We start from the raw sequence: 18104 nt of genomic DNA, 5'->3' as shown, positions 1-18104 counted from the left end.
GCATTGCAGGCCGCGCTGCCGACAGGCTGGCCGATAGGTTCACTCACAGCAATTGGTTTGGATTCGGCAAATCGGGCATCTGTCAGGGCGCAAGAAGGCTACTCGATATCGTTGAAAAGCCTCTGAGCATTTGCCGATTGGGTTGCATTTGGTTCGCCGAGGTGAAAGATAATAGCTGGCTTATAAATGCTTTCGCTAACATGGGCGGGAGTCGGTGCTCTTATAGATGACGATGATCTGTTTGTGTTTATGGCGGATAGATCGTGGTTTTGGAGTGCCCGTGCCGCCGTGATCTGGGAGGATCTCGGCAGCAGCAGGATTAAAATTGAGGTCTGGGAGGACAAGATGACTAATCGTTCTATTATCACATGCGCTATCGCCGCAACGGTTTCGATGGCGGGTGCGTCGCACGCTTTTGCGGCAACGGAGCTGCAATGGTGGCATGCGATGTCCGGCGCAAACAACGAGGTTGTCGACCAGCTGGCTAAGGAATTCAACGAAAGCCAGACGGATTACAAGGTCGTTCCGGTCTTCAAAGGCTCTTATCCTGAAACCTTGAATGCCGGCATTGCCGCTTTCCGAGCCAAAAAGTCCCCGGCCATCCTGCAGGTGTTCGATGCCGGAAGCGGTGTGATGATGGGCGCGGAAGGTGCCGTCATGCCAGCCGCAGACGTGATGAAGAAGGCCGGCTACGATTTCAATAAGGGTGACTATCTACCCGGCATCGTGTCCTATTATTCCAAGCCCGACGGCACGATGTTGTCGTTCCCCTACAATTCGTCGTCACCGATCCTCTACTACAACAAGGAGATCTTCAAGAAAGCCGGGCTGGACGCTGAGAACCCGCCGAAGACATGGGCTGAAGTTTTCGACGCTGCCAAGAAGATCAAGGCCAGCGGTGCGGCCAATTGCGGCTTCACGTCGACATGGCTGACATGGATCCAGACAGAGAACTATGCTGCCTGGAACAATGTGCCCTACGCGACGAACGAGAACGGCCTCGGCGGCACCAATGTAAAGCTCGAGTTCAATTCCGCGCCTTTCGTCGAGCATTTCCAGGCCATTGCCGATCTGGCCAAGGATGGGACGTTTCGTTACGGCGGGCGCACGTCCGAAGCCAAGCAGCTCTTCATCTCTGGCGAATGCGGTATCCTGACCGAATCCTCCGGTGGACTTGGTGACATCGCCAAGGCTGGCGTTCCCTATGGCATCGGCCAGCTTCCCTATGACAAGGGCGAAGGCCGTCCGCAAAACACCATTCCCGGCGGTGCCAGCCTCTGGGTCTTTGGAGGCAAGACCGACGCCGAATACAAGGGCATCGGCGCATTCTTCCACTTCCTGTCGCAAACCAAGATTCAGGCTCGTCTGCATCAGGTATCCGGCTATCTGCCTGTGACCATGGCGGCCTATGAAGATACCAAGAAGTCTGGCTTCTACGAGAAGAACCCGGGCCGGGAAACGCCGATCCTGCAGATGATGGGCAAGGCACCGACCGCAAACTCGAAGGGTGTTCGCCTCGTCAATCTGCCGCAGGTGCGCGACATCATGAACGAGGAGTTTGAGGCGATGCTCGCCGGCAAGGTCGACGCAAAGACGGCGTTGGACACGGCCGTCGAGCGGGGCAATGCCGCCATCGCTCAGGCGAACGGAAACTAACGGCGTCATCTCGATCTGCGCGATTGATCGCGCAGATCGCCACTCTCTTTTGAGGAGATCGTCGTGCAGAACGTCGTCTTTCCAAACAAGATCCTCCCCTATTTTCTGGTCGCGCCGCAGATCGTCCTGACGGTCGTGTTCTTCTTCTGGCCGGCCAGCCAGGCACTCTACCAATCCATGCAGCGTGAAGATGCATTCGGCATCAAGACTGTTTTCGTTGGTCTGTCAAACTTCCGGCAGGTCCTGGACGACCCCAGCTATCTGCATGCCCTGAAGATCACCGTGATCTTCAGTGTTTCGACCGCAGCGCTCTCTATGATTTTCGCTCTGGCGTTGGCGACCGCCGCCGACAAGGTCGTGCGTGGCAAGACGCTCTATCGTACGCTGCTGATTTGGCCTTATGCCGTGGCACCTGCTGTCGCCGGCATGCTCTGGCTGTTCATGTTCAATCCGGCCATGGGCACTTTTGCCTATCTGCTGCGCAGAAACGGCGTTGCGTGGGATCCCCTGCTGAATGGCGAGCAGGCGATGTTTCTGGTGATTGTCGCGGCCGCCTGGAAGCAGATCAGCTACAATTTCCTGTTTTTTGTTGCCGGCCTGCAGGCCATACCGAAATCGCTGCTTGAGGCCGCTGCCATAGACGGCTCGCGCGGCAGCCGGCGGTTCTGGACGATCGTTTTTCCGCTGCTGGCGCCGACGACCTTCTTCCTGCTCGTCGTCAATACCGTCTATGCCTTCTTCGACACCTTCGGCATCATCGATTCCGTGACCAAGGGCGGTCCGGCCAAGGCGACGGAGACCCTGGTCTATAAGGTCTATAACGACGGCTTCGTGAACCTCAATCTCGGCTCGTCGGCTGCCCAGTCCGTTATTCTCATGGCAATCGTTATCGGCCTGACGGCCTTCCAGTTTCGGTTTGTCGAGCGGCGGGTGCATTATGCGTGAGGTCCGGCAGTGATTGAAAAACGCCCCATCGCCAATCTGGTCGGCCATCTGATGCTGATCATTGGCATCATCATCGTCGCCTTCCCGATTTACTATACCTTCGTCGCCTCGACGATGACGTCTTCTGAGATCCTGCGGCCACCGATTTCGCTGCTGCCCGGTAGCCACTTCCTCGAAAACTACGGCGAGGCGCTGTCCGGCGGCGTCGAACGGGTGGTCGGCGTCAGCCTCGAGCGCATGCTGTTGAACACGATCGTCGTCTCCGTCGTCATTGCCGCAGGCAAGATCATCATTTCCTTCTTATCGGCCTTTGCCATCGTGTTCTTTCGCTTTCCGCTGCGCATGGCGTTCTTCTGGATGATCTTCATCACCCTGATGCTGCCGGTCGAGGTGCGTATCCTGCCGACCTACAAGGTGGTGGTCGATCTCGGGCTGATCGACACCTATGCCGGGCTGACCCTGCCATTGATGGCATCGGCGACGGCGACATTCCTGTTTCGGCAATTCTTTCTGACGATACCTGGAGAGCTGCTGGAAGCCGCTCGCATCGACAATGCTGGACCGTTCCGCTTCATGCGGGATATCCTGCTTCCTCTGTCGACCACCAATATCGCTGCCTTGTTCGTCATCCTGTTCATCTACGGTTGGACGCAATATCTCTGGCCGCTGCTTGTCACCAACGATGCCCAGATGTCGACGATCATCATTGGCCTTCGCAAGATGGTCGATTTCACTGATGCGTCGACGCCCTGGAACCTCGTGATGGTGACGGCGATCCTGGCAATCATTCCCCCCATACTTGTCGTGGTGCTGATGCAGCGCTGGTTCGTCAAAGGGCTCGTGGAGACTGAAAAGTAATGGCTGCAATCACCCTCAGGGATGTCCGCAAGACCTATGGCAAAAACATCGAGGCTATTTCAGGCATTTCGCTTGAGATCGAAGATGGCGAATTCGTTGTGCTGGTCGGCCCATCTGGATGTGGAAAGTCAACGCTGCTGCGGATGATCGCCGGGCTGGAAAGCATCACCTCCGGCGAGATCTCCATCGGCGGGCGCGTGGTCAACGATCTCGAGCCCGCAGAGCGCGACATTGCCATGGTGTTCCAGAATTATGCACTCTATCCGCATATGACCGTGCGCCAGAACCTCGCTTACGGCCTGAAGAACCGCAATATGCCGAAGGCCGAGATCGAAAGCCGCATTCAAAAGGCTGCAGCGTCGCTGGAGATCGAGAAATTCCTTGAACGAAAGCCGCGACAGCTATCGGGCGGGCAGCGCCAGCGCGTTGCCATGGGCCGTGCCATCGTCAGAAATCCGTCGGCATTCCTGTTTGACGAGCCGCTGTCCAACCTCGATGCCAAACTGCGCGTCCAGATGCGCGTCGAAATCAAGGGGCTGCAGTTCGCGTTGAAGACCACGAGCGTCTACGTCACCCATGACCAGATGGAGGCGATGACGCTTGCCGACCGACTGGTCGTTTTGAACGGCGGCCGTATCGAGCAGGTGGGAACGCCAATCGAACTCTACGAAAAGCCGGCAACCACCTTCGTTGCGACCTTCATCGGATCGCCGGCCATGAACCTGCTGAGTTGGGCACCGGGGAATGCGCATTTCCATCTGGGAGATGCGCTCTCTGCCCGTCAAGTCGCGACAGTTGGAATCCGCCCAGAAGATATTCAAATCGCGACTGACGATGCGGCCTTGGCATTTCGGGCAACGGCGCGGGTGCTCGCTGTCGAATTGGTCGGCGCAGAAAGCTATGTCTATGGCGTGCTGCCGGACAAACAGACCGTGACTTTCCGCGTGCCGGGTCGCTCCGCCATCAAGATAAATGATGAACTCACCGTTGGTGCAGCACGCAACTGCCTCCACTTCTTCGATAAGGACGGCAAGCGTTGTGATCCGTCCGACTGATCATTTGTCACAGGCGTGAATGGTCCAGCCGTTGACATCAACGAAACGCGGCGAAAAGAATGGCCATGTTCAACGCCAGGAGACATGCATGAGGAAGAGCCTACTCAACCGCACCATCACGAGCACCGCGCTCCTTCTATGCCTGATCGCTGTGCCGGCCTTGCCGGCGGCCGCAGCCGACGCCACGCCGCGGCCTGCAAACGATAACCTCAACGCGGTCCTGTGGGACCAGACCTCGGTTGAGGCAAAGGCCAATGCGATCGGTGCTTATGCGCTTGCACAGGTACGGCTGGATCAGGCCCTTGCTGACAAGGCCTGGACGGCAGCACCGGTGGAACAGACCGGCAGTTTCGCAGATTTGCCGCCGGCGATCATTCTCGACGTCGATGACACGCTGTTGAACACGTCCGCATACCAGGCTTGGAACATCAAGGCAGGCACGAGTTTTTCGCCGACCACCTGGACGGATTATGTGAAATCGCAGACCGACGTGGCGATTCCGGGTGCGGTCGCATTCACGCAATACGCCGCCTCCAAGGGCGTGAAAGTGTTTTACGTCACCAATCGCTCCAAGGAGGAAAAAGGCCCGACTGTCAAGGAAATGAAGAAGCTCGGCTTCCCGATGGGAGACAATGTCGACACGTTTCTTGCCAGCAAGGAACAGCCGGACTGGAGCTCGGCCAAAGGTACGCGGCGCGCCTTCATTGCCAAGAACTATCGCATCCTCCTGATGCTCGGTGACAATCTCGGTGACTTCACCGACGACTACAAGGGGACGCTGGAGCAACGCTACAAAGTGTATTCTGACGCCGCCGCCCATTGGGGGCACGACTGGATCGTGATTGCCAATCCGACCTATGGCTCCTTCGAGTCCGCGCCTTATCACGGAGACTACAAACTCTCTCCTGAAGCGCAGCGGCAGATGAAAACCGAGGCGCTCAAGGCCTGGGATGGCAAATAACGACTGCCGCAAGGTGTGATGAGATGCCGTCCCCGCGCCTGTTTCTCGGCCAGGAACAGGAGCGGGCGGTGTCTTTTAATCAAAAACGCAGGTAACAGTCTATTGTCTAGAACCCGAAGAGGTCTTCGGCATGGCAATACCCAGGCGACACCCTCGCTTGGCGATGCCGAACGAGGGCGAGAGCGGCTATTTCATCCATGAGCGATACCAATCCTACCGCATCCATTGCGATCCGAACTGCCCGTCCAACGGACGAGGCGGCGGTGCTTGACATCTGCCTGCGGACGGCAGACCGCGGCCAAGACGGCACGCAATGTTATGGCGATCCCCGGCTTCCGGGTTTCGTCTGGGCATTGCCTTATCTTCGGTTCTGCCCGGAAAGCGCGCTCGTGGTGACGTGCGACGAGGTGGTAATGGGATATTGCGTGGCCGCTTCCGATACGGTTGCTTATGAGGACCGTCTGGCCGCCGAATGGTGGCCGAAGCTGAAGGTAGAGCTTCAGGACTTTTCCGCCACGACGGCGCAGGACGAAAATGTTCTGGCTTATATTCTCGAAGCACCTCGGACTCCGCCGCATGTGACCGATCTTTACCCCGCTCACCTGCACATCAACCTCTTGCCGGCGCTGCAACACGGCGGGCATGGCTCCAAGCTCCTGCGCCATCAACTGCAATGGCTGAGCAATTCAGGCGTCGCCGGCGTCCACCTTGGTGTGGATCCCCGCAATGAAGGCGTGACGAGCTTTTACGGCAAATTCGGCTTTGCCGAGATTGGCCGCATGCCTTCGATCGTCATGGGTAAGAGATTTGCCTGAGACATCAGTCAGAAGGTGCAGGCTTTGATGCACCCGTCTGTCGAGGGCATGGAGCGATGCGAGCTTAACGATTGGTCAAGGCTGCCGTGAAATCCCTTTTGGGGATTTCCGCGTTTCACGAAACCGCAGAAAGAGCCTAACTCTCTGGTTTAGTGCATTAAACCCATTCCCAATGTCCCTGAAAATGCTCCAAGCCGAGAGCATGCTAGGGCCTTGCAATCGACACAACCTGCCGTCATTATATTAGCTGGCTACGATTTTTGGATCGTTTAACCTCATATTTTGCATAGTTTCGGAAGATCATGTCTCTCATTCTCGCCGCCATTTCGCTCGCAGGTCACATCGCCCTTCTTCTGTGGGGCACGCATATGGTTCAGACCGGTGTCCAGCGTGCCTTTGGCCCAAGTCTGCGGTCCTTTCTGAACAGGGCTCTCAGCAACCGGATAAAGGCCTTCTTTGCCGGGCTGGGCGTCACCGCAATTTTGCAAAGCAGCACGGCCACTGGCTTGATGGCTTCCGGATTCGCGGCAAGCGGCTTGGTCAGGCTTGTCCCGGCCTTAGCGGTCATGCTGGGCGCCAATGTCGGGACCACGCTGATCGTTCAGGTCTTGTCGTTCGATGTAGCCGCTGCTTCACCTGCCTTGATCCTGGTCGGGGTCATCATGTTTCGCCGCGCCAACAACCCGCAGGTGCACGATCTTGGCCGCGTTTTCATAGGCCTCGGTTTCATGCTGTTGGCGCTGCATCAGCTTCTGGACGCTTTGACCGCCTATTCAGCGACCCACGCGTTCGAGGTGGCTCTTGCGGCGATCGCCTCCGCGCCGATGATTAGCCTGTTGCTCGCGGCAGCCTTGACCTGGGCGGCGCATTCCAGCGTGGCGGTCGTCTTGCTTATCATGACACTGTCTGCCAAAGGCCTTGTCGATCCCTATCAGGCCTTCGCACTGGGGCTTGGGGCCAATCTGGGAACCGCAATCAATCCTGTGATCGAGGGACAATCCGGAAGCGATCTGTCAGCCAAGCGCCTGCCGATCGGCAATCTTCTCACCCGGATCATCGGGATTACCATCGTTTTCGCAGGTCTTCCGCAAATCGCGTCATGGATGACTGCAATTGACGGAGACGGAGCCCGCGTCGTCGCCAATTTTCATACGGCATTCAATTTGGTTGTCGCGATCGTGGTCATGCCCTTCCTGACGCCGCTGTCCAACCTGTTGGTCAGGCTGCTGCCGGAGCGGCTTGACGAGGGCGACCCCGGCCAGCCACGTTACCTCGACCCATCTGCCAAGGAGACGCCTGTTGTGGCACTGCAGGCGGCTGCGCGCGAAGTCTTGCGGTTGGTCGATACCTTTGGGGAGATGCTGCAAGGTACGAAAGAAGCGTTGAACAGCACGGATCGCCGGGCACTGTCGGTTCTCAGGCAAAAAGACAACATTCTCGACCGCCTGAATCTGGCGATCAAGCAATACCTGACATCGATCGATCCGGACGAACTCAGCGAAGGCGACAGACGCAGGCTCAACGAAATCCTTCTGTTTTCAACCGGCCTGGAACATGCCGGCGATGTTCTGGACCAAAACGTGCTGCCGCATCTGGCGAAACGGCTGCGGCGCGGCATTAAATTTTCCAGGGAAGATGAAGGTGAACTTGGACAATTGCTCGCCCGCCTGTCGACAAATTTGCGGACAGCCGCTGCATTGTTCATGTCCCAGGACGAACGGGTTGCGCGACTATTGACCGACGAAAAGATTGTGTTTCGCAGGGCCGAGCGCGAGGGAACCGATCAACATTTCAAGCGAATGCGCGAAGGTGACCTCAATGCCGCCGAAACCAGTTCGCTGCACCTCGATCTTCTGCGCGACTTCAAGCAGATCAACTCGCATCTGATCGCGGCGACAGCCTATCCAATCCTCGAACAGTATGGCGAACTCATGCAAAGCCGCATGAAGCCAGCACCTGTCGGAGCGCGGAACGCAGGGGAGAACTGATGTGGTGCAATGGAAATTCCGATGATGCCATAGGCGTCCCATCGACATTGTCCCGGGTCGGCAACAATTAAACCAATACTGGATTGCAGACACTGGAGGGAATGTGATGCACCTAACCTTCCGCTATTTTGCCCTCTGCGGCCAAGCGCACCATGGTTGCGAGATCTGCATTACCGTAACCTAGCGCATCGGCCTCCTCGAAACTGGCCAGGCTCGCCCGGATGGCCGGAAGCGAAAGCCTTAGGTGATCAGCAAGATTTGCGATCACACGCGCGTCTTTCACGACGCCGGACAGTGCAAAACCCACCACGTTGTCTTCACCGCGGATGATCGGAAGGCGCGCCTTGAATGCGGGCGTAGCCGCAGGGCTACCCTCCAGGAAGGCCAGCATCGTGTCGCTGCTCAGGCCGGCAGCGCGTCCCAGAGTGAGCGCCTCCTTCAACGTCTGCCAGAAACCCAGCAGCATCATGTTGTTGACGAGTTTTGCCGCAGCACCGTGACCAAGTGGCCCAACATGCAGGACGCGGTTCGACAGGGCTCGCGCCACAGGAGTGAAACGTTGGTAATCGGCCTCATTTCCCCCGATATACATGCCGATCGTGCCGCTCTGGACCTGCGGTGGCCCGCCAGAGATCGGCGCGTCGATTGCAGAGGCGCCCGCTTCTGAGATCACGGCCATGTGGCTGCGCAGCGTTTCCGGGCTGACGGTGCTGGTTTCCACCAACAAACGTCCCTCGATGCGTTCCTGGCACAATGCGGCCACCATCTGCGAGACAGAGGTGTCATCCATGAGAGACAGGATGATGATGTCAGAGGCTGCGGCAAGCTCGCCGATCGTTGCGGCGGGATGGATGTTCAGGCTCGCGGCCTCGTCCGTGCCGATGCCGCGTCTTGTCCAGCCCGTCACGGAAAACCCTTCAGAGGACAGGCGTTGGGCCATGGCCTTTCCCATGCGTCCCAGGCCGATGATACCGATCGTTTCCTTTTGCATCCGCTGTCTCCACTTATTCTGCAAACCACTATTGTGCCAAACATCCCTTGTGCGTCGACGCTGATGCTACCCTGCTTTTGATGACATCGCATCCTGAACTGGCAGGTTGTCAATTCAAGTCGAGATTGTCTGCCGGCGACCGATCAACCGAAGAAATCATAGAACGACATTGCTGCAAGAAAGCAGCAGGCTCGATCCATTGCCGCGATAGCCGCGCCAAAACAATAATATTGAGCCTAAATCGACAGGCCGATCTACCAAGTGCAGAACCTCCAGCACGCGATACAACCGGAACAAACCTCAGCACCCTTCGTTCTGCCCCTACATTATCTGTCCGGTACTGAAGGAATTTTCGATGCAAAATGGCTCTATGCCTACGCGGCCGTCGCCCACCTCCACTATCCCTATCCAGCTCAAGGTCAACGGTCAGCAGCACCGTTTTGAGATCCAGCCGTTCGTTACTTTGCTCGATCTGCTGCGCAACCACATGCAGCTAGACGGCACTAAAAAGGGTTGCGACCACGGCCAGTGCGGCGCCTGTACGGTTCTTATCAATGGCGTGCGGATCAATTCCTGTTTGAAGCTGGCGGTCAGCGTTCAAAACAGTGAGATCACCACAATCGAAGGTCTGGGCTCGCCTGAGAATCTGCACCCCATGCAAAAGGCATTCGTGGAGCATGATGCTTATCAGTGCGGTTATTGTACGCCGGGGCAGATCTGTTCCGCCGTGGGCATGATTTCGGAAGGTCACGCCCACGATCGCGAGGACATAAGAGAGTTGATGTCCGGTAATCTCTGTCGTTGCGGAGCCTACACCAACATTGCCGATGCCATTGAGGATGCGATGGGCGCAACAGCCAGCTCTTGTAAGGAGGCTGCTGAATGAAACCGTTTGATTACATCCGTCCGACAGCCATGGCAGAAGCGGTATCCGCTCTGCGCGCTCGGCCCGACGCACAGGTTCTTGCTGGTGGCACCAACCTGATTGACCTCATGAAATATGATGTCACGCATCCTTCCGCCATCATCGATATCAATGACTTGCCGTTGAAGGAAATTGACATCACTGAGGACAATGGGCTGCGGATTGGTGCACTTACCACCAATGCGCAGGTCGCCTATGATTCCAACGTGTTGGAACATGCGCCGTTGCTCTCGTCTGCCATTCTGGCCGGTGCGTCGCCACAGTTGCGCAATGCGGCCACCAGCGGCGGCAATCTTCTCCAGCGCACCCGCTGCTATTATTTCTATGATCCCTCAACGCCTTGTAACAAGCGCGAGCCTGGATCCGGATGCTCTGCGATCGGCGGTCTCAACCGCATTCATGCCATTCTCGGTGCAAGCGACCAGTGCATCGCTACCCATCCGTCCGATATGTGCGTGGCCCTTGCGGCGCTTGATGCCAAAGTGGACGTCACGGGTCCGGATGGCGAGCGGATTATTCCTTTTCTGGAGTTTCACCGACTGCCGGACGCCCAGCCGGAGCGTGATAACACGCTGCAGCGTGGGGAAATCGTCACCGCCATCCGGCTCGACCAAAACCGCTTTTCCAAACATTACAGCTATTTGAAGCTGCGTGACCGCCTGTCATATGCCTTCGCGCTGATTTCGGTTGCGGCGGCCTTGGACGTCGAGGATGGAAAAATTTTGGATGTTCGCGTCGCGCTCGGCGGCGTTGCCCATAAACCGTGGCGAGATCCGCTGGCGGAAGCAGAGCTTGCCGGCCAGCCTGCAACGCGAGACAGTTTTGAAGCGCTTGCCGATCGGCTTTTGTCGGGCGCTAAAGGCCAGGGACAGAACGATTTCAAGATCCCGATGGCACATCGGGCCATCGTGCGCGCTTTGACGCAAGCTGCGGAAGGCCGCCCACAGATCCAATCCGAAAAGCGCGTGCGTTAAGGAAAAAAGCCATGTCAGATCAAACCCGAATCATCGGCTTTCCGCTGCCGCGTATTGACGGACCGTTGAAGGTTTCCGGTCGCGCGGCTTATGCGGCGGAGCATCACCCCGACAACATGGTGCACGGCTGCGTTCACGTTGCGACCATCGCCAAAGGCCGTATTCTATCGATCGATTCAACGCAGGCGGCCCAGTATCCCGGCGTTGTGAAGATCTATACCCATGAGAACCGGCCCAGCGCCGCCTGGTGGGATAGTGCCTGGAAGGATGCCGTGGCTTTGCCGGGGCATCCGTTCCGCCCGCTTCAGAACGACCGCATTTTGTTTGACGGCCAGCCCGTCGCTCTCGTTGTTGCCGAAACCTTTGAAGCCGCACGCGATGCTGCTTCGATGATCCGTGTGAGCTACGCTGAAGAAGAACCCGCGACGGACATTGTTGCGGAGCAGCGCAATTCCTATGAGCCGAAAGAGAAGCGAAGTGGTATTGCGCCGCCGCCATCGCCACGCGGCGACGCTGAAGCTGCCTTCGAAGCCGCGGCTTTCAAGATGTCGGCAGACTATGTGCTGGAGGGCGAGCATCATAACCCGATGGAGCTGTTCTCCTCGACCGTAATCTGGGAGAAGGACGGATCGATCACAGTTCACGACAAGACGCAGGGCTCGCAAAACAGCCAGGGTTATGTCTGCGGCGTGTTCAATCTGCCAAAAGATAAGGTCCGCGTGTTCAATCGCTATGTCGGCGGCGCCTTCGGCTCCGGCCTGCGGCCCAAGCATCAGTTGTTTTTGTCCGTGATGGCGGCGCTCGATCTCAAGCGCTCCGTCAAGTTGGAACTTAGCCGTCGGGAAATGTTCTATCTCACTTGGCGTCCTGCCACTGTGCAGCAGATGTCGATGGCGGCTGATGAAAGCGGCAAGCTGGTTTCCATCATGCATCACGCGGTCGAGGCGACTTCGAAATACGAGGATTACCAGGAGGTTGTCGTCAACTGGTCGGGGCTTGCCTACAAGTGCGACAATGTAAAGCTCACGTATGAGCTTGCCGCCATGAATGTCTCGACACCTGGCGACATGCGTGCACCCGGTGCCGCAACCGGTGTTTTTGCGCTGGAATCGGCAATTGACGAGCTTTCTTACACGGCAGGCCTCGATCCGCTTGAGATGCGCATCCTCAATTTCGTGCACATGGACCAGAACGAGGACAAGCAATTCACTTCGAAGGCGCTACATGCTTGTTATAGGCAGGGAGCGGAAGCCTTTGGCTGGGACAAACGCAACCCGGAGCCTCGGTCCATGCGCGACGGGCAGGATCTCGTCGGTTATGGCGTTTCAACCGGCGTTTGGGAGGCGCAGATCACGAACGCAGCAGCCAAGGTGCGGCTGAATTCGGATCTGAGTGTCATGGTCTCGGCCGCCGCTTCGGATATCGGAACCGGGACCTACACCATTCTTGCCCAGATCGGCGCCGAAAGCTTCGGCATCAAGCCTGAAAATGTCACTGTTGATATCGGTGACTCCTCGCTCCCGCAAACCTCTGTGGAAGGCGGATCATGGACGGCCGCCTCGACGGGCTCCGCTGTGCAAGCGGCTGCGGCCAATGTGCGGGCCACGCTTTTGAAACATGCCCAGGCTATGGAAAACACGCCGCTTGCTGACGCTACGGTGGAGCAAACGACGGTGCGAGATGGCCGTTTGGTTCTGGAGGTCAATGACCAGGTTGGGGTGTCGGTCGCTGATGTGCTGGCCCATGCAGGGCTCTCTCATATCGAGGAAGAGGGGCAGGTCGCACCGGACAAGAAAACCATGAAGAGCTTTTCCAGCTACACGCATTCCGCCAATTTCGTTGAGGTGCATGTGGATGAGGAGCTTGGTGTTATCCGCATTACCAAAGTCGTTGTCGCTGTTGCCGCCGGGCGGATTCTCAACCCAAAAACGGCTCGAAGCCAGATTCTGGGTGGTGTGGTCATGGGGATTGGCATGGCTCTCCATGAGGAAGGCATGTTCGACCACCGCACGGGGCGCATCATGAACCACAACCTCGCGGAATATCACATCCCGTCTCACGCCGACGTTCGGGATATCGAGGTGATTTTCGTGGAGGAACATGACGGGAAGACCAGCCCGCTCGGTGTGAAGGGTCTTGGTGAAATCGGCATTGTTGGTTTCGCGGCGGCTGTCGCAAATGCGCTCTATCATGCGACCGGCACCCGCGTTCGACACCTGCCGATCACCATCGACAAACTGGCCTATGCCCAGGAGGCAGCAGAATGAATTTTTCCCTTCCGCCTCGTATACAACCTTATACCCCTGACCTTGAACAGATTGGCCCGGACGAACCGCAACTGGCGGAAGCCTTGTCGGAAACCATGCTTTCGATCGCCTATACGACCTATGCCAATAGCGCCCATGCCATTCGTTGCGTTCATGCCAAAAGCCATGCGCTACTGGAGGCGGAGGTTGACATCCGCGATGACCTGCCGCCGCAGTTGGCGCAGGGCATCTTTGCCCAACCGGGCAGATATCAAGCGGTCATGCGGCTTTCGACCACGCCAGGCGATATCCTGCACGACAGTGTCTCTGCGCCACGCGGCATGGCATTGAAGATCCTCGATGTGGACGGCACGCGTTTGCCGGGGTCAGAGAACTCCTCCTCGCAGGACTTCGTGATGGTCAACGGCAAGGTATTCAATTCTCCCAGCGCCAAGGCTTTTCTCGGCAGCCTCAAGCTGCTTGCGGCAACAACCGATCGGGCGGAGGGAGCGAAAAAAATTCTTTCCAAACTCCTGCGTGGCGTCGAAAGCGTGGCGGAAGCAGCAGGAAAGGAACTGACGCCTGTTAAGGTCATGGGCGGCCAGCCGATGACGCATATGCTGGGCGAAAGCGTTTATACCCAGGTGCCAGTGCGCTTTGGCCAATATGTCGCGAAGCTTGGCCTCGTGCCGGCGTCGGAAAATCTGAAGGCGCTGATAGACACAAAAGTCAGTGTCGACGGTGACGAAGATGTTCATCGCCATTTGATCGAGGAATTTTTTCGAACGCAAACTGCTGTTTGGCATCTTCAGGTGCAGCTGTGCACGGATGCGGCGGAGATGCCGATCGAAGACCCGATGGCCCTGTGGGACGAAGAAAAAAGCGCCTATGTCACGATTGCTACAGTTACCGCTCGACCGCAGGAGAGCTGGTCGGAGGAACGCGCTGGCATCGTCGATGACGGCATGAAGTTCAGCCCATGGAATGGCATAGGCGAGCATCAGCCGCTTGGACAGATCATGCGCATGCGTAAGCTGGCCTATGAACGTTCTGCCGCATTCAGGTCGGAGCGCAATCCGATTGGCGTGAGCGAGCCCCGGACCTGCCCCTTCTCCACCATGCGGCTTGTGTCGTAGCGGAAACGCGGTTTCGCATATCACTCCTGAGATCGGCATCGATCTCAGGAGAAAATATGCGGTTAATTTAATGGGCTTGAGCAATTTACGTCGAGGGGGAGATTATGCATTAAATCTTTCTTTAATAAGCAATAATAAATATAAGGCATGAAAAGCGCTATGGGAGATTGCGTGGCATGCTGGACAACATGAAAATCGGCACGAAAATCTATTTGGGTTTCGGGCTTGTTCTGCTCGTGCTGGCAATTCTTGCCGGAACCGGTGCTTATTACAACATCGCCAACAAGGGGATGTTCGGCGATTATCGCGGTGCCGCGAGGCAGACGAATGAGGCAGGCCGTATTCAAGCGAATATGCTGGAAGCGCGTCTGTATTTTCGCAAATACCGGGCAGAACCAAGCGAAGAGCTTCGTAAGAAAGCGATTGAACGCCTGAATGCGACCAAGGCTGCCATTGACGCGCTTCAAGCGGCAACGGCGGACGACCTAGGAAAAGCAAAAATCGCCAACTTCCATAGCATGGTCGATACCTATGCCACCGGGTTTGACAAGGTGGTGGGTCTCCAGCTCCAGCGCGACGAAATCGTAAGCGGGACCCTGGAGGCTCTGGGCCCGGAAATGGCTGACAAGTTAGGCGACATCTCCAAAAAGCTTGAGGACGGCGGTGATATGGAGACCGCTGCAATCGTGGACGACGCGAAATACGCGGTTGCCATGATGCGGTTGGGCACCAACAAGTTCTTGTTGAAAAATGAGAAGACTCTCCACGAAAAAGCTTTGGAGTCTGCGAAGGCGGCTGAGACCGCGCTCGATGCGGCCATGAACATTGTCAAGGTGGATGCGGATCGTGCGGCCATAGAAGCGCTTATTGCAAAATTCGATGCCTATAATTCAGGGCTTAGAAAGGTCTACGAAGTCATCACCGCGCGCAACACCATTATCAATGGCACCATGGACACGACTGGCGGAAAGCTGTCCCAGTCGGTCGAGCAGGTGAAGCTGGATCTTAAGAAGGAACAGGACACTCTGGGTCCCAATATCCAGTCGACAATGGAAGACGGGGTGACGATCGGTGCTGTACTTGCAGTCGGTGGTTTCCTGATGGCCTGCATCATCGCCTTTGTTATCGCCAAAGGCATCACCAGGCCGATCGGAGCAATCACCAATGCTATGGGTGCACTCGCCGAAAACAAGCTTGATACCGAGATCCCTGGCCTCGACCACAAAAGTGAAATCGGACAGATGGCAAAGGCCGTGGATGTATTCAAGCGGAACGCCATCCGTATTCGCCAACTCGCCGCCCAGGAAGCCGCGCTGCAGGAAAAGAATGTCGATCTGCAGTCGAATATCGCCACAGTCGTCAACGCAGCGGTCGCTGGCGACTTTTCCGCGCGGATCTCGAAGCGGTACGACAATCCGGATCTGGATAGCTTCGCCGCCAACGTCAATACGCTGGTGCAATCGGTCGACACAGGTATTGCGGAAACCCGCCGGGTGATTTCAGCCCTGTCGCAAGGTGATCTCACAGAAACCATGCAAGGGAATTATCAGGGCGTCTTTGCCGAACTTCAATCCAACGTCAACGAAACGATGGCCATCATGCGCGACCTTATGCAGGAGGTGCGCCAATCGGCCGACGTGATCAATGGCGGCGCTGGCGAGATCCGTCAGGCGTCCAACGACCTGTCGCGCCGTACAGAGACGCAGGCTGCTTCGCTTGAGGAAACGTCCTCGGCGCTGGAGGAAATTACGGTTGCCGTTAAAACCTCGACGGAGCGGGCGCACGAATCAAGTCGCATGGTGACCGATGCCCGGCAATTCGCCGAGCGTTCTGCCAGTGTCGTCGAGGAAGCAACAGCAGCAATGACCAGGATCGAACAGGCCTCGAACGAGATTACGCAGATCATCAACGTGATCGACGAGATCGCCTTCCAGACCAACCTTCTGGCGCTGAATGCCGGCGTCGAGGCTGCGCGCGCTGGCGAAGCCGGCAAGGGCTTTGCCGTCGTCGCACAGGAAGTGCGCGAGCTTGCACAGCGTTCGGCCTCGGCGGCAAAGGATATCAAAACGCTTATCAGCAAGTCCTCGGCTGAAGTGGAAACCGGCGTGAAGCTCGTGAGTTCTACCGGCGACGCATTGCGGGAGATCCAGACCCAGGTCATCGGCATTTCAAAGCAGGTCACCTCAATCGCAACCGCAGCACAGGAACAATCGACGGGCTTGTCCGAGGTCAATATGGCCATCAACCAGATGGACCAGGTGACACAGCAAAATGCCGCGATGGTCGAGGAGGCCGCAGCCAGCACCAACCGTCTGGCCGACGAAACCGTTCACTTGAAGACGCTCATCTCGCGCTTCAAAATCGGTAGCGATGGCAAACCACAGCGGCGCGCCGCCTGATCGTCACGGTGTTGACGCGGTCCAAAATGTGTTGCCTGCAATGAATAACTTAGAGCATTGCAGCACCATGCGTTTGATAAACGCATGGTGCTGCAAAACCGCCATTCATGAACCTGACATCATCCACACATAGTCCTGCCGCTGGACAAGGGGTAGTGGACGATGGCGACGCTGGAAGATGTGGCGAAGAAGGCGGGTTGTTCCGTTGCGACAGCCAGCCGTGCGCTTGGGGCGCATGGCTCGGTCAGTGACGGGGTGAAGAGCCGGGTGCGCAAGGCGGCGGCTGAACTTGGCTACCGGCAAGGTGCCCAGGTGCATGGTCGCGGGTCCCGCAGGCCGTTGATTGGTGTGCTCATTCCGAGCATCACCAATCCCGTCTTTGCGGCCTCGCTGTCACAGATCCAGAACCGCATGCATCTGGGCGGGCATTCCGTGGTGCTTGCGCAATCCAATTACGATCCCGCGCAGGAGCCTGACGCAATCGAGGCGCTGCTGGCAGAGCGGCCGACGGGACTGATTCTGACGCTCTGCCATGCGGCGCAGGGCTTGCCGCGGGCCGGCCGCTTGCCGCCGACGGTGCTTTTGAACAATCTCCCGACCTCGATTTTTCCAGCCGCTGTCACCGTCGACAACCGAGAGGCCGGGCGGCTATTGACCAGGCATCTGATCGATCGGGGCCATCGCCGCATTCTCTTTGTCTCCGGCAATTTCGCTGCGTCCGATCGGGCCCTGCTACGCTACGAGGGCTATCTTTCAGCGCTCGGGGAAGCTGGTGGAGAGCCGCTACCGGCTCTGCAGATTCCCTTCATCGGCAGTTACGAGCAACTGGATATTTCAGGTGCAATCGTGGATCACAAGCCGACTGCAATCATCGCCTCGAATGATCTTCTCGCTTTCGGCGTGATCGGGGCGCTGCGTCGGCATGGCCTCTGCGTTCCGCAGGACGTATCCGTTGCCGGCTTCGATGGTATCGCAATGGGCCAGTTGATGACCCCGCCGCTGACCACGATCGAAATGCCCGACGCCAGCATGGGAGCCGTGGCCGCCTCGCTTCTGCTCGACATTGCCGAGCGGGGAGCCATTCCGCGGCATTTGCAGGTTGGCTTCACGTTGAAACCGGGTGGCACGGTTCGCTCGGTTTGAAGGTAAAGCGAT

Annotated in this window: 14 protein-coding genes; 13 read left to right on the top strand and 1 reads right to left on the bottom strand. The window is 57.3% G+C overall.

Annotation, left to right across the window (positions count from 1 at the left end):
• Positions 1-345 precede the first annotated feature (345 nt).
• The 7 genes from ugpB to BJF91_RS10325 all read left to right on the top strand — a co-directional run bounded on the left by ugpB (position 346) and on the right by BJF91_RS10325 (position 8278).
• A complete protein-coding gene (gene ugpB / locus BJF91_RS10355) occupies positions 346-1656 on the top strand; it encodes a sn-glycerol-3-phosphate ABC transporter substrate-binding protein UgpB (RefSeq protein WP_075614585.1) in 1311 nt (436 codons plus the stop codon).
• A 63-nt stretch (positions 1657-1719) separates the two neighbouring features.
• Positions 1720-2601: a sn-glycerol-3-phosphate ABC transporter permease UgpA gene (gene ugpA, locus BJF91_RS10350; RefSeq protein ID WP_075614381.1), complete on the top strand. Its 882-nt coding sequence runs from the start codon at positions 1720-1722 to the stop codon at positions 2599-2601.
• A gap of 9 nt (positions 2602-2610) precedes the next feature.
• On the top strand, positions 2611-3459 hold the full coding sequence (gene ugpE / locus BJF91_RS10345) for a sn-glycerol-3-phosphate ABC transporter permease UgpE (RefSeq protein WP_075614380.1): 849 nt from the start codon (positions 2611-2613) through the stop codon (positions 3457-3459).
• Complete coding sequence (locus BJF91_RS10340) at positions 3459-4514, top strand: sn-glycerol-3-phosphate import ATP-binding protein UgpC (RefSeq protein ID WP_075614379.1); 1056 nt, start codon at positions 3459-3461, stop codon at positions 4512-4514. The genes ugpE and BJF91_RS10340 overlap by 1 nt, the downstream gene beginning before the upstream one ends.
• A gap of 88 nt (positions 4515-4602) precedes the next feature.
• On the top strand, positions 4603-5475 hold the full coding sequence (locus tag BJF91_RS10335) for a 5'-nucleotidase, lipoprotein e(P4) family (RefSeq protein WP_083943251.1): 873 nt from the start codon (positions 4603-4605) through the stop codon (positions 5473-5475).
• A 197-nt stretch (positions 5476-5672) separates the two neighbouring features.
• Positions 5673-6290, top strand: coding sequence for a GNAT family N-acetyltransferase (locus BJF91_RS10330; RefSeq protein ID WP_075614378.1), 618 nt, complete (start codon positions 5673-5675; stop codon positions 6288-6290).
• Between the two features lie 302 nt (positions 6291-6592).
• Positions 6593-8278 carry a Na/Pi cotransporter family protein gene (locus tag BJF91_RS10325; protein WP_075614377.1) on the top strand — a complete coding sequence of 562 codons (1686 nt, stop codon included), beginning with the start codon at positions 6593-6595 and terminating at the stop codon, positions 8276-8278.
• A gap of 112 nt (positions 8279-8390) precedes the next feature.
• Here the strand turns inward: BJF91_RS10325 and BJF91_RS10320 are convergent, their stop codons facing one another.
• Positions 8391-9293, bottom strand: coding sequence for an NAD(P)-dependent oxidoreductase (locus BJF91_RS10320; RefSeq protein WP_267890148.1), 903 nt, complete (start codon positions 9291-9293; stop codon positions 8391-8393).
• 331 nt (positions 9294-9624) lie between these two features.
• Between BJF91_RS10320 and BJF91_RS10315 the strand changes: the two genes are divergently transcribed.
• The 6 genes from BJF91_RS10315 (at position 9625) to BJF91_RS10290 (ending at position 18092) form a co-directional block, all read left to right on the top strand.
• A complete protein-coding gene (locus BJF91_RS10315; RefSeq protein ID WP_075614375.1) occupies positions 9625-10155 on the top strand; it encodes a (2Fe-2S)-binding protein in 531 nt (176 codons plus the stop codon).
• A complete protein-coding gene (locus BJF91_RS10310) occupies positions 10152-11168 on the top strand; it encodes an FAD binding domain-containing protein (protein WP_075614374.1) in 1017 nt (338 codons plus the stop codon). The genes BJF91_RS10315 and BJF91_RS10310 overlap by 4 nt, the downstream gene beginning before the upstream one ends.
• Before the next feature lie 11 nt (positions 11169-11179).
• Entirely contained in the window at positions 11180-13435 is a 2256-nt protein-coding gene (locus BJF91_RS10305; protein ID WP_075614373.1) for a xanthine dehydrogenase family protein molybdopterin-binding subunit, read from the top strand.
• Positions 13432-14550 (top strand): catalase family protein, encoded by a 1119-nt coding sequence (locus tag BJF91_RS10300; RefSeq protein ID WP_075614372.1) that lies wholly within the window; start codon positions 13432-13434, stop codon positions 14548-14550. Before BJF91_RS10305 ends, BJF91_RS10300 begins: the two co-directional genes overlap by 4 nt.
• Before the next feature lie 176 nt (positions 14551-14726).
• A complete protein-coding gene (locus tag BJF91_RS10295; protein ID WP_075614371.1) occupies positions 14727-16949 on the top strand; it encodes a methyl-accepting chemotaxis protein in 2223 nt (740 codons plus the stop codon).
• A 162-nt stretch (positions 16950-17111) separates the two neighbouring features.
• On the top strand, positions 17112-18092 hold the full coding sequence (locus tag BJF91_RS10290) for a substrate-binding domain-containing protein (protein ID WP_075614370.1): 981 nt from the start codon (positions 17112-17114) through the stop codon (positions 18090-18092).
• Positions 18093-18104 lie beyond the last annotated feature (12 nt).

This window comes from Gillisella taibaishanensis (genome assembly GCF_001938985.1).
GTDB classification, from domain to species: Bacteria; Pseudomonadota; Alphaproteobacteria; order Rhizobiales; family Rhizobiaceae; genus Allorhizobium; species Allorhizobium taibaishanense.
The sequence above is the reverse complement of the archived record's forward strand: the minus strand, read 5'-3'. Positions and strand labels throughout refer to the sequence as shown.

Excerpts from the sequence above, each read along its gene's own strand:
- BJF91_RS10290 (WP_075614370.1), top strand. The coding sequence starts at position 17,112 with ATGGCGACGCTGGAAGATGTGGCGAAGAAGGCGGGTTGTTCCGTTGCG.
- BJF91_RS10310 (WP_075614374.1), top strand. The coding sequence starts at position 10,152 with ATGAAACCGTTTGATTACATCCGTCCGACAGCCATGGCAGAAGCGGTA.
- BJF91_RS10305 (WP_075614373.1), top strand. The coding sequence starts at position 11,180 with ATGTCAGATCAAACCCGAATCATCGGCTTTCCGCTGCCGCGTATTGAC.
- BJF91_RS10300 (WP_075614372.1), top strand. The coding sequence starts at position 13,432 with ATGAATTTTTCCCTTCCGCCTCGTATACAACCTTATACCCCTGACCTT.
- BJF91_RS10325 (WP_075614377.1), top strand. The coding sequence starts at position 6,593 with ATGTCTCTCATTCTCGCCGCCATTTCGCTCGCAGGTCACATCGCCCTT.
- BJF91_RS10315 (WP_075614375.1), top strand. The coding sequence starts at position 9,625 with ATGCAAAATGGCTCTATGCCTACGCGGCCGTCGCCCACCTCCACTATC.
- BJF91_RS10340 (WP_075614379.1), top strand. The coding sequence starts at position 3,459 with ATGGCTGCAATCACCCTCAGGGATGTCCGCAAGACCTATGGCAAAAAC.
- ugpB (WP_075614585.1), top strand. The coding sequence starts at position 346 with ATGACTAATCGTTCTATTATCACATGCGCTATCGCCGCAACGGTTTCG.
- BJF91_RS10330 (WP_075614378.1), top strand. The coding sequence starts at position 5,673 with ATGAGCGATACCAATCCTACCGCATCCATTGCGATCCGAACTGCCCGT.
- BJF91_RS10335 (WP_083943251.1), top strand. The coding sequence starts at position 4,603 with ATGAGGAAGAGCCTACTCAACCGCACCATCACGAGCACCGCGCTCCTT.
- BJF91_RS10295 (WP_075614371.1), top strand. The coding sequence starts at position 14,727 with ATGCTGGACAACATGAAAATCGGCACGAAAATCTATTTGGGTTTCGGG.